Annotated in this window: 12 protein-coding genes; 1 reads left to right on the plus strand and 11 read right to left on the minus strand. The window is 26.8% G+C overall.

Annotated features, from left to right (window positions below; translation table 11 throughout):
• Nucleotides 1-13: 13 nt before the first annotated feature.
• From I4V51_RS04260 to gpr, 3 genes are all read right to left on the minus strand, one after another.
• Entirely contained in the window at nucleotides 14-475 is a 462-nt protein-coding gene (locus tag I4V51_RS04260; RefSeq protein ID WP_195987073.1) for a hypothetical protein, read from the minus strand.
• Between the two features lie 102 nt (nucleotides 476-577).
• Nucleotides 578-1,690 carry a stage II sporulation protein P gene (locus tag I4V51_RS04265; protein ID WP_195987074.1) on the minus strand — a complete coding sequence of 371 codons (1,113 nt, stop codon included), beginning with the start codon at nucleotides 1,688-1,690 and terminating at the stop codon, nucleotides 578-580.
• Nucleotides 1,691-1,761: 71 nt separating this feature from the next.
• Nucleotides 1,762-2,736, minus strand: a complete 975-nt coding sequence (gene gpr / locus I4V51_RS04270) for a GPR endopeptidase (protein ID WP_195987075.1) — start codon at nucleotides 2,734-2,736, stop codon at nucleotides 1,762-1,764.
• A 175-nt stretch (nucleotides 2,737-2,911) separates the two neighbouring features.
• On the opposite strand from gpr, the gene rpsT reads away from it, so the two are divergent.
• Nucleotides 2,912-3,175 (plus strand): 30S ribosomal protein S20, encoded by a 264-nt coding sequence (gene rpsT, locus I4V51_RS04275; RefSeq protein ID WP_195987076.1) that lies wholly within the window; start codon nucleotides 2,912-2,914, stop codon nucleotides 3,173-3,175.
• Between the two features lie 112 nt (nucleotides 3,176-3,287).
• On the opposite strand, the gene holA is transcribed toward rpsT, so the two are convergent.
• From holA to I4V51_RS04315, 8 genes are all read right to left on the minus strand, one after another.
• Entirely contained in the window at nucleotides 3,288-4,319 is a 1,032-nt protein-coding gene (holA, locus tag I4V51_RS04280) for a DNA polymerase III subunit delta (RefSeq protein WP_195987077.1), read from the minus strand.
• An 18-nt stretch (nucleotides 4,320-4,337) separates the two neighbouring features.
• Complete coding sequence (locus I4V51_RS04285) at nucleotides 4,338-5,765, minus strand: ComEC/Rec2 family competence protein (protein ID WP_195987078.1); 1,428 nt, start codon at nucleotides 5,763-5,765, stop codon at nucleotides 4,338-4,340.
• 342 nt (nucleotides 5,766-6,107) lie between these two features.
• Complete coding sequence (locus I4V51_RS04290; RefSeq protein ID WP_195987079.1) at nucleotides 6,108-8,177, minus strand: NEAT domain-containing protein; 2,070 nt, start codon at nucleotides 8,175-8,177, stop codon at nucleotides 6,108-6,110.
• Nucleotides 8,178-8,208: 31 nt separating this feature from the next.
• Complete coding sequence (locus tag I4V51_RS04295; protein ID WP_195987080.1) at nucleotides 8,209-8,529, minus strand: hypothetical protein; 321 nt, start codon at nucleotides 8,527-8,529, stop codon at nucleotides 8,209-8,211.
• 40 nt (nucleotides 8,530-8,569) lie between these two features.
• Nucleotides 8,570-8,998 (minus strand): YbaN family protein, encoded by a 429-nt coding sequence (locus I4V51_RS04300; protein ID WP_195987081.1) that lies wholly within the window; start codon nucleotides 8,996-8,998, stop codon nucleotides 8,570-8,572.
• A 53-nt stretch (nucleotides 8,999-9,051) separates the two neighbouring features.
• Nucleotides 9,052-9,351 carry a nitrous oxide-stimulated promoter family protein gene (locus tag I4V51_RS04305; protein ID WP_195987082.1) on the minus strand — a complete coding sequence of 100 codons (300 nt, stop codon included), beginning with the start codon at nucleotides 9,349-9,351 and terminating at the stop codon, nucleotides 9,052-9,054.
• A 101-nt stretch (nucleotides 9,352-9,452) separates the two neighbouring features.
• The gene (locus I4V51_RS04310; protein ID WP_195987083.1) at nucleotides 9,453-11,123 is read right to left on the minus strand and encodes an ABC transporter ATP-binding protein; all 1,671 of its coding nucleotides are present in this window, start codon (nucleotides 11,121-11,123) and stop codon (nucleotides 9,453-9,455) included.
• Between the two features lies 1 nt (nucleotide 11,124).
• A complete protein-coding gene (locus I4V51_RS04315) occupies nucleotides 11,125-12,924 on the minus strand; it encodes an ABC transporter ATP-binding protein/permease (protein WP_195987084.1) in 1,800 nt (599 codons plus the stop codon).
• Nucleotides 12,925-13,089: the final 165 nt, after the last annotated feature.

Consider the following 13,089-nt stretch of genomic DNA (forward strand, 5'->3'; position numbering starts at 1 on the left):
CCTTAATAGTATTTTATTTATTATTAATATTTTCTATAAAATCATCTACATTTTCATCAAATTCACTCTTACTATCTTCATTTATAACTTTATTTTTTTCATTATATTCACTATTAGTTTTTGTTGTTTTATTTATTTTATCCTTTACATTTATAAAAAGCCTATTAAAATATCCGCCTACTTTTTTTATAGAATTCATAAACAAATTATCATTGGTTAATTTAATTTCCTTATTGTATATCTTTACTGTAGCTAAACCATCATTTTTTTCACCAACATAAATTTTAACTATACTATTGTCTTTAATGAACTCTTGAAAATCCTCACCAAACTCCTCACTTACTACTTTAAAATTATCATCAGTATTTCCTAATGGTGATAAAGATTCAGTATTTATTATATTTATTTTTATACATCCTATAAGAAGTAAAATTATTGCAAATCCTGGTATAAGAAAATTCTTAATAATCTTCAAAATAACATCTCCTCTTTAACTTAATCTATATATCAATAAAATAAAAATGAGCTCCTTGCTTATTAGCTATAAGGATGCTCACTTTTCAAACTTTTATTCAATTTATTGTTTACTATTAAAATATTCTGCAATTATTCTTGCTAAATATTTTGCACTCAATTTAGACTCTTGTGCACTATTAAGTTCTGTTCCGAATTCTGTTAACACACATGCCGGACTTAACTTTTGATTAAATGTATTTGATCCAGAATTATATTCATAAAGTCCTGTTCCATCTCTTCCGTCTCCCATTAGTCCTGGAAAAAGTTCTTCTGAAATAGAAATCATTCCATTAACAGCTTCCATCATTTGCGGATAATTAGGTGAGTTTTTTGAAGTAACAAATAATATTCTTGCTAAGCTTTGATCATTTATTACTGTTGTTGTTTGCTCTTTAGTAGGCCCACTATTTCTATGCAAGTCTATTACTAATTTCAAATTAGGAAACTGATTTAAATAACTTTGTACCGTAGATTCTGATCTATAATAAGATTGATTATAAGGACTAGTATCATGAATGGTTTTATCGTGCACTACTGATATTCCATATCCTTCTTCTAACTCTTGAGCTAATACATCTCCTACACCAACAACACTAAATTCCTCTTGCTCTGTATCTGATCCAGATTCTGCATATCCCTCATGAGTATGTGTATGATAAATTAATATTTCTACATTAGAATCATCTAATGTTTTCTTAAGTGAAGGATTATAAGCTGCACTAGTCTTATTAAGTTCTGCTAAATCCTCCTCTGTAACTCTAGCTATACTTTCTTCTTTAACAACATATGGTTCAAAAAGTCCAAATGTTGCTTTAGCAGAATTATCTATTTTATCTTTATTATTAAATTTATTTATACCACCAAAAAAAGATACTTCGTTGCCTACTATTCCATAAGTAGTTATTTTATTAAGTCCTAAAGCCTCAACTATTACTCTTTTAATACTTACTTTATTTTCTCTATATGCTGTACTATCATATATTTGTGTCTCTACTACTGGCATCGAATAATTAAGCAATTGCACATATGCTAATCCACCACGTTCTCTATAACTATTAATAACACTACCAGCTCTTATAAAAAAAATAATCATAATAACTAATAGAACTATATATCCAATACTAATACCATTTCTTTTTTTCTTAACATTATTACTTCCATTAACCCACTGCATTTTTATCCCTCCCTACTCTTTCTATATATATGGGAGGTTTTACATAATTATTAATAAATAATTTTTAAAATTTAATTCATAAACTTATTAATCTCTTCCATGTCCATATTAGGTTGAACTGCAATATTTATTCCATTTGCAATTATTTTTGATAATGATTCTATAATTGTATCTACATCTTTTGGAGTAACCATTAAATCTCCAAATGCTGGATTTAATATTTCTCTAATAAGCATATTCTTTTCATTTCTATCAACACTTTTCAACATGTTATAAAACTCTTTTCCTTTTTGTGCCTTGCTACATAAATCATCTAATAATAAATCCATAGTATCATTTGCTATAGTTGCTGCATCAACAACAGTTGGAACACCTACTGCTAAAACTTTTACCCCTAAGCTTTTTTCATTTATTTGCATTCTATGATTTCCAACTCCAGCCCCTGGTGAAATTCCTGTATCACCAATTTGAATAGTTCTATTTACTCTTTCTAATCTTCTAGACCCTAATGCATCAACACATATAACTAAATCTGGTTTGATTTTATCTACTAATGATTTTATAACTTCTCCTGTTTCTATTCCTGTAATACCTAAAACTCCTGGGGCTATTGCACATACTGGTCTTACTGAATCATCTATTACATCAGGCATTACTTGTTTTAAATGCCTTGTTATCATAATTTTTTCTGTTACCTTTGGTCCAAGTGCATCTGGAGTAACATTCCAATTTCCAAGACCAACAACTAAAACAAGTTTATTTTCATCAATATCTACAAGTTTTTTCAAAACTTTTCCTACAACTAATGATAAATCATTCATTGATTCACCATCATATGGTGTGAATTCTGGAAAATCTATAGTAATATAATGCCCTTTTGGTTTACCCAATTCCTTTCCAGCCTCATCACTTTCAATGGTTACAGTAGTAATTTTAACCTCTCCTTCCATTTCTTCATCAACTTTTACTCCATCAAGTTCTCTTTTATTCTCCTCTGTATATGCCTGTTTTGCTTCTATTGCAAGGTCTGTTCTAACGCTTATCATGATATTCCTCCTAAGTTTTATTACTAATCAAATTTATTTTCCCAAATAAGTTTTAATTTCATACTTGAACTTAAAAACTTTAGGTGTTATAATATGATTTGTTGAAAATGAACTCGTACGCAGATTTCCCCAAAAAACTGCAGAGGCCCTATAAAATATCAAGGGGGTGAATTGAATGGCAAATATTAAATCAGCAAAAAAGAGAATTAAAGTTACTGAAAAGAAAACTTTACAAAACAAAATGGTTAAATCAGCTTTAAAAACTGCTATAAAGAAGTTTGAAGCTGCTGTAGCTGCTAACAACGCTGAAGAAGCTAAAGCTTTATTCGTTAAAGCTACTAAGTCTTTAGACATGGCTGCTCAAAAAGGTGTAGTTCACCAAAACATGGCTGCTAGAAAGAAATCAAGATTAGCTGCAAAATTAAACGCTATGGCGTAATAAATAAGAAGCCGGTGATTTTTCACCGGCTATTATTTAACATTTTTTAAATTATGAACTGTAATATATTTTATTTATCTTTTTATTAAATTAAAATTTATTTAAAAACTAATTACTTAACCATAAATGTTTTAAATAACATAAGTTCCATTTCCATTTGCTTTTCTGAAGCTGAGGATTTTAACTTCAATTCAGTATCTACACAGATTCTAATAAGTTCACTTAATTGTTTTACATTAAATTTAGCTGCTTGATTCGCTAATTTTTCACAAACAAATTGAGGTAATCTATATTTAGACATAAAAAAGTCTATCTTTTTTCCCTTTAATAAATATACCTTAATTTCATATAACCTTTTAAAGTGATTCTCTATAGATGATACTATTAGCATATGCTGATCTGCTTTAAATAATAATTCATCTAATAAATCTAATGCTTTTTCAACTTTTCTTACAGAAATATATTCTACAAGATCAAATATATCATCTTCACTCTTATTTTGAATCAATTTATCAATATCTTCCTTAGTTATTTCTCTTCCAAGTGCATAACAATCCAATTTATCAACTTCTCTTTTTATAATATCAAAATTATTTTGAACCTTATCTGCAAAATATCTAAGTTGTATCTTCCCTATTGTTCTTCCTTTTTCTTTAAATAAATCATCTACCTTTTTATAATATCTATCTTTTCTAAGCTTATCACAATGAACTACTTTCACATACTTATCAAGTGTAGTTAGCTTTTTATTTTTCTTAGGTGTATCTCTCTTATCATTAAACAAATAATACATAATAAGAACTGTATGTGATGGCAAATCCTTTATATATTTTGAAATCTCGCTATAAGTTTTAACTCCATCTTTATCAGGCTTCTCTTTTAAAAAATTAGCTCTATATACTAAAACAACTTTTTTCTCTCCAAAGAAGGGCATTGTTTCACACGCATTTTCAATTTCTTCAAATGTAGTTGTTAATCCATCTAACTTTATAAGATTTAAATCTAAAAAATCCTTATCAACAACCTTATTTATAATAGCTTCAACACTTATTTTTATAAGCTCCTCATCTAATCCACAAAATATATATCCATTGGATATATCATTTTTTTTAATTTCTGTTTCTAGCACATCTATGTTAATCAATCTATATTGCACTCCTAACTAATAGTTTATTATATTATCATCAAATACGATAACTTCTTTTATATCGCCTTTTCTGAAATCTATTATATCATACTCACCATCAATTTTTTCATAATTTACAAACAGTAAATACTCATTATTAGTTGTTTGTAAAATATAGTTTTGTCCTTCTTTTTTTAATTTTACTTCTGCCCCAATATTAATTTCATCAACCTCACCTATTAAGGAATTTGATAATGTAATATTCATAATCTTTTCTTTATCAATTACCTCCTTAGTTTGAATAATACTTTTCTCTCCTCTATAACTTATAAGTAGAGCCCCCTCATTATAATATCTTATCTTAGGAAATGGTGAATAAACTAAAATTATTATATATAGTCCCATAATCAATGGATAATATATAAATTGTTTAAATCCCTTTTTATAAAAATAGTATGTCGTTAATAAAGCTATATAAAAATATGCCACAGTATAATGAAAATATATTAACTCAAATGCCATATACTCTATCTTATACATAATAATATCTATATATTTAATAATATAATGACATAAATACATAGAGTAATTAAATAACCATGTGACATCTACTATAAATATTAATATGTTTCCTAAAACCACCAAAATATTTATAAACGGAATTATTACAATATTTCCAATTATAAAATTTAAGGATATTTCATTAAAATATAAAATTATAATAGGTAAAGTAAGTACTTGGGCACTTATTGAAATTGCTATAGTACTTCTTATAAAATTCGGTAATTTATATAACTTTTTATTTAAATTTTTATTAAATAAAATTATTCCTAATGTAGCTAAAAAAGATAACACAAATCCTAAATTGTAAATATAATAAGGTTTTATTATTAATAATACTATTCCTGCTAATGATAAGGCCGATAATGGATTGTAATTACGTTTTACTACATTGCCTAGGTTTAATATAACTATCATTATATAAGCCCTTACAGCAGGTGCTGATGCTCCTGAGAACATAACATATATAAATGCTATAATTAAGCTCAATTTACTTCCTAATAGTAATTTTAATATACTATATATTAAAACTAAATGTAATCCAGAAATAGAAATAGCGTGAGATATCCCTAGACTATTCATCAACTTTCTATGATCCTTATCTAAATCATTTTTATAGCCAAATGATACTGATGTAATTAATGCTGCTTTTCTTTTCCCTAGCTTATTTTCTATATTTTCATATATGTATCTTCTTCTTTTATAAAGTTTATCAATAAAGTCTGATTTTAAAACTCTATATTCCTGTATTTTATAATCTCCAATTATTCCTTTAGCTTTATTATGATTTTCACTAAACTCACCTTTAACTATTAACTTCTTTCCAACTTCTAAGTTTGAGTCTACATTAGATAAATTAACTATTCTGCCTTTAACTTCACCTTTTCCATAATAATTGCTCACTTCAATTACTCTTAATTCTTCAATTTCATTAGGAATATATCTATAAAAAAATATATTATTACTTAAAGCTACAATAAAAAATAACATTAATATTAAGGTTATATATTTCCCCTTAAAATATAATAAAAAAGCAAAAAAACTACAGGCGTAAAAAATTGCCAGTAGTTTATTTTTACTATATAGTTCATATATAAAAGAAGATAATATAAATATAATAAAAATATATATTAATGGATTATTAAAACTTTTATCACTTCTAACATTCACCTAGGCAACACCTCATTAAATAAGTTTTGCCAATTTTATATTATATAAATCAAATTATAATTTAAATATGATTTGTTATTTTTCTTTTAAATTACTTTTATTTTCTCTCTTTTTAATTATTGAATAAATTATTCCTTGCAGACTAAGTATAATTATAGTTGTTGCTAAAGCAGTTATAAGTATAACCTTTAAATTGCTTTGTTCCTTTTTATTACTCATTAATGTAGCAAGTACAGCATCCTCTTTACCCATGGAATCTGAAATAGTTCCTTCTTCAATTAATATTTGAGTTTCTTCTAATAAATCTACACCAAAATCAACATCCATATTTACAGCTTTAATATTCATATAAACTCTTATTTCATCACTTATATCATTTATAGTAAATCTAAATGCCTTCATTTCATTTTCTTCATCAGTTGCTACAATAGCAAACTCTACTTCTTGTCCATTAACTGTAATCTTAATATTCTCCATAGCGCTAGTTCCTGAAAACTTTAAAGTTAAATATAACTTACCATCTATATCCTCTAAAATACTTAACTTATCTAAGTATTTTCTTGTCATTGCTCTTCCCATAGCACTATCACTTATAATATCATTTTCAATTGTATATTTTTTAAAGTATTCTCCTACTTCTATATCTTTAGCTACCACTTTTGAATTTTTTTGGGATACTTCTTCAGTATTAACTGTATTAAACATTGTTGATATACTTTCAGTAGCAAGTGGAATACTAGCTTCACTCTTCCTTATAACTTCCATTGTATCTTCTAATAAATCTAAACCAAATGAAATATCCATTCTAGTTGCATTAATAAAAGCAGTAATTTTAATACTTGAATTTACACTAGGAACTTTAAATCTAATATCCATAGTATTGCTACTACTACTCTTACGAACAACTTCATAATTAATATTAGAGCCATTTACAGATACTCTAATATTACTCATTACATCAAGCTGTGATAATCCTACTGTAATATACTTTACACCATCTATATCTTCAATATATGATGTATTATTAACTGCAGCCCTAGCGGCTGTATACCCTATAATACTATCAGTTATAATTTCATTTTTCACTTTATATACAGTTGAATTTTCATTTTTGGGAGTACTTGGTTTTTGTGTTTCTTCCTTATCAGTAGATTCTATTGGCCCTTGTTGTCCTCCATTAGCAGCATTATTGTTATTTGGTTTTTGAGCTTCTTCACCTTCAGTGTATAGTTTTAGAGTATCATCCTTAAGTTTAACTCTAAACCCAACATCCATAGTTCCTAAAACCTTAGTACTTACTATTATGCTATCACTTAAAGCTCCTATCTCAAATCTAACATAAAAATTTTCTCCACTTTCATCAACTATATCAAAGTTAGTTGCACTTCCATTAACCTGAATAACATGATTTGTCATCATAGATTTTCCTGTAAATTTTAATGTTAAATAAATCTTTCCTTCTTTATATTCTACATCACTAATATATTCTAAGTATTTTCTAGCTAATGATTCTTCATCTTTACTTATATGTAAAGCATCATTTTCTATAGTATATTTACCCTCATTAACTATTTCTTCATTACCTGTATTATTATCTCCTCCCGGAGTTGTTGTTGGTGGAACTTCTTCTGGTTGAGTTTGATCATTATCAGAACTTCCTCCCGATATAATTGGTATTTCTATAGTATCAAACTGTACTCTAAAAGAGACATTCATTTTAACAAACCCTAAATTTATAGTTGTTGAAACTTCTACTGTATCTGATAACGACTCCAACTTAAACTTTAAATTTAAGTTAGCATCACTAACATCATTTCCTATATATTCAACCTCTTTTCCATTAACTTTAATACGTGTATTACTCATTAAATTTTTATTAGTAAATTCTATAGTGGCTGTAATAGTATCATCTGATATTTCAATTACACTATCTTCACTCACATAACTTCTTGCTGCTGAAGTTCTATCAGAATCTACCTTTAAAGTTTTGTTTTTCACCTCATAAGTTCCATTTTCATATTTAATGTTTTCACTTCTCATTTCTAAAACATTAATATTTGTTATAGTTTCTGCTCCAACATTTAATGGGGTATATCCAATAATAATAGTAGATACTATAATTATTGACAGTAAAATTTTTTTCATCTATCTCTTCCCTCTTACTTCCTTTGTTATCTTAAAAAATCATTATAGTAGTAAATAAATATACAAAAAATAATATAGTAAAAACTACATGCAACTTTCTATATAATTTTGGATTTTTATTAATCAAATATCCACTTAATCCTATTAAAATCATTATAATAGTGAATCCTACATATTTAATAAAATCTGCTTGTCCAGTTCTTTCAATAAGAGCTAAAATCATAGTTATTATTGATATTCCACCAATTATAATATGTGCCTTTAAATATTTTTTCTTTTTCATTTTAAAAGCTTTTGGAACATAATATAAAATTAATGCTACCATAAAAAGTGTTGACGATATTCTTTCCATAATACTTTCCCTTTTCCTTTGTAAAACTCTATTTATATTTTTATGCTAAATTCATTTTAGACTTTGCCCTTTTTGCATTCAGTTCAGCTTTTTCTTCTGCAGAAATTGTTTTTATTCTAAAAATAAAATAATAGAACTTAAATGCCATTAATAGTATGATTGTTATTCTCATAGCAAATACATCTACAAATATTAGCGGAAATGCTAACATAATATCTGCAAATACTAATAAACATACCTTTTGTTTTAATGTCATTGCTCTTTCCTTAACAAAATTCTCCAAATGCTCTTTATAAATTTTTGTATTTGTAAACCAATTATTAAATCTATCTGATCCTTTAGCAAAACAGACTGATGCTAATAATAAAAATGGTGTTGTTGGTAATATAGGCAATACTACTCCTATGGCTCCTAATGCAAATGCTATTAATCCAATAGTTATATATATACACTTCTTTATTTTATTCATACTTACATCTCCCTTAATTAAAATATATTTCCCTAATAAGTTTTAAAAAGCTTTTATTTATTTAATGCATGTCTAACTAATTCAATTGGATTATAAATAATTAATCTTGGTCCTGAAAACTTCATTACCTCCTTAACCTTTTCTTTCATATCCTTTTTATAACAATGTATTGGACATCTTGAACAGGTAGATTTATTCTCACCAAATTTACAAAAACTTAATCTTTTATGTGCATACTCTAATAATTCTTTACATTCCTCACATAATTCACCTTTTTTATTTCCATGTTTCTTTTGGCAATAAATATCTATCATTAATGTAATAGTCTTTTTTTCTCTTTCAATTCTTCCCATATCTAAGCAACTCCCACCTTAAACTTATTAATGATAATCATTATCAATAATTGTTATTAATTAAGAGGATTTCTACATTAATCCTCTTAATTATTTTTATTTTATACTTCTACTATTTTACTTCTTTCTAATTTGTAAGTTTTATTACAAACAGCTGTAGTTGATTTTCTGTGAGATATTAAGACTATTGTTTTATCTTCACAGTTTTCCTTAATTGATTTTAATATTTCTCCTTCGTTTAAAGTATCTAAATTACTTGTTGGCTCATCTAATATTAAAATATCCCCTTTACTTAGGAATGCTCTAGCAAGTCCTATTCTTTGTTTTTCACCTGAAGAAAGATTCCCTCCAAGCTCTCCAACCTTAGTTTCATATCCTTTAGGTAAAGTTTCTATAAATTCATGAATAGATGCCATTTTAGCAGCCTCTACCACTTCATTTGTACTTGCTTTAGAATTACCTATTCTTATATTATCCATTATACTTTCATTAAATAAGTATGTTTCCTGACTAACTAAAGTTTGGCTACCTCTAAGCGAAACAGTATTAACTTCCTTAATATTTTTATTATCAAGATTGATTTTTCCTTCATTAACATCCCAAAATCTCATCATTAGCTTAACAAATGTACTTTTACCAATTCCACTTTCACCAATAAGAGCAACCTTATCCCCTCTTTTTATGTGAACTGATGTATTATCAAAAATTTTCTCTTTTCTATTTGGATAGGAGAATGTTACATTATCATATGCTATTGATTCTCCATTTACCTCATGTCCTTCTAATACTTCTTCAACATGTGGTTCTTCATCAATTAAATCAAATAATCTTTCTGCACAAGCAAAAGTTTGTAATAATGTATTTGAAAGATTGCTTAATGCAACAACTGGACCAAATGATGATGCAATTACTACTATTCCAACAAGCATCCAAGTAAATGAAATATCACCCATTGAATATTGATAGAATCCTACTCCTACAAAAGTTAATATAGCAATCATAATTGTTAAATCTGTAATAGCTCTTATTATACCCTCATGTTCTTTAATCTTATCAAGGCTTTTATTTATTCTATGAGATTTAGAGTTAATTTCATATACTCTTTCATTACCTGCCTTAAATAATAATACTTCCTTTAGCCCTCTTAAAGAATCAAGTATATAGTTGTTACATTCACCAAACATATTTCTATACTCAACACCAGCTGCTTTTCCTAAACCTGAGGAAGCATAAGGTATTACAAATCCAACTATTAAGAAAAATATTACTGATAAGATTCCAAACCATGGATTTATTATAAATAAGATTATTGAAATTATAGTATTTGTTATTATTGCAATTGATATTGGAGCTATTGTATGAGCATAAAATACTTCTAAAAGCTCAATATCAGAAGTTATTAAAGAAATAAGATTTCCTTTTTCTTGTCCTTCTAATTTAGCCGGTGCTAACTTTCTTAATTTACCAAATATCTTATCTCTTAATATATAAAGAATTTTAAATGCAATATAATGACCTGATAATTGTTCTCCATATCTTAAAAACCCTCTTAAAAGTGCACTAATTGCCATAACTATCATAGCACCAGTAAAACTAATAAATGTGATATCTCCTATTGCTGCACCTATTGCTATCGCACCAAAACTCGCTATTGCTATAGCTGCTAAAAATCCTATAACCCCCATACTTATAGTTATTGCCATAATTGGTGCTAAAGGTTTTAATTCAACTATTAATCTCTTCATTATTTGGAAGCCTGATCTTCTTTTCATATTAGCAAACCTCCCTAATCATTTCTAATTCATTTTGTTTATTAACCATATTATAATAATGACTTTCTTTATTCATTAACTCTTCATGAGTTCCACTTTCAACTAAAAGCCCTTTATTCATAACATAAATATTTTTAGCATCTTTTACATTAGCTAATCTATGAGATATTACTAATATAGTCTTATCTTTTGAAAGCTCATAAATAGCTTCCCAAATGCTTTCTTCACTTTCTACATCTATATTAGAAGTAGCTTCATCAAATATTATCATTGGTCTATCAGCTAAAATAACCCTAGCTAGGGCTAACCTTTGTTTTTGTCCACCTGATAATGCACTACCTGCTTGACCAACATCTGTTAATAATCCATCTTTTAATCCTTTAACAAAGTCATATAATCTTGCTGTCTTTAAAGCACTATTTATTTCTTCTTCATTAGCATTCTTTTTAGCCATTAATAAATTATCTAAAATTGTTCCATTAAATATATAACTGTTAGTAGAAACTAAAGCTATATTCCCATATATATTTTCCAATGATATATTTTCTATATTTACATCATTAACTTTTATTTCTCCATTAGTCACTTCATGGTTGTTTAATATAAGTGATGCAACTGTACTCTTACCTGAACCACTTTCCCCTACTATTGCAACTAATCCACCTGGAGTAATATCCATATTTATATTCTTTAATACTTGTCTTTCTCCATCATAACTAAAATCTACATTTTTTAATCTAACTCTTACATCATCAAATTTAACTTCTTCCTTAGTTATAACATCCTTTTTCTTTTCTTCTGCATCTAAAATACTAAACATTCTATCACTTGCAGCCATACCATTCATAGCAATATGGAAGTAAGATCCTAAAAGTCTTAGTGGTATAAAGAATTCAGATGAAAGTAATATTATTATAAGTAAGCTTCCTACTGGAATCTGTCCATTTTTAAATTGAATTAATGCAACTATTGTTCCTGCTGCTGCTCCACCAAAAGCTACTAAATCCATTATTGTTATAGAGTTAAGCTGCATGCTTAAAACCTTCATTGTTATTTTTCTAAACTTTTCAGCTTCAACATTCATTTTCTCATGTCTTTCTTCATCGATATTAAACACTTTTAAAGTAGTTAACCCTTGAAGATTTTCTAAGAATGTTCCACCTAAATCTGCATAAGAACTCCAATAATCCTTTAATATTCTTTTTGCAATTTTCATTATTGCAATTATTGATATCGGTATAAGCGGCACACATAGTATAAATACTAAAGCTGCTTTAAATGATATAAAGCTCATAAATATAAATAATGTTACTGGAACTAAAAGTGCATAGAAAAATTGAGATAAGTATTTACCAAAATAAATTTCTAACTGTTCTATTCCTTCTACTGATACCTGAACTACTGCAGATGTGCTTTCAACATTAGTATAGCCTGTTCCTAATTTTAATAATTTCTTATAAATAAGTTCCCTTAATGTTACTCTTGCATTTGCTGATGCTGAATTTGAAAATTTAGCATATAAAATATTACATGAATATCTCATAGCTAATAAAATTGCTATAATTATAATTCCTGATAATAATGAAACACTACCCCAAACCTTAAAATTCATCATAGCTTCTATTACATTATTTCCATCAAGGTTTAATCTTTCACCAATATAAATTCTATTAATAAATTGGCCAATTAGTATTATAGTAACTATATTACATAAAACTGCAATCCAATTAACCAATATAGTTAATGCTATATATTTTTTTGAATCTTTACATAGGTTTATTAACCTTTTATTTATCATCATAATATAAAACCCTCCTTTGATTAATTCAATCATTTGAAATGCACTTTCAAATGATATTAATTATTACTTAATATAATATAACCTAGTTGATAATTATTTTCAATACTTTAATTAATATTTTTTCATTTTTTGTATTATAATTAACTTATAGTACATATTTTAGGA

The sequence above is a fragment of the Clostridium sp. D53t1_180928_C8 genome (genome assembly GCF_015667795.1).
Lineage (GTDB): Bacteria > Bacillota > Clostridia > Clostridiales > Clostridiaceae > Clostridium.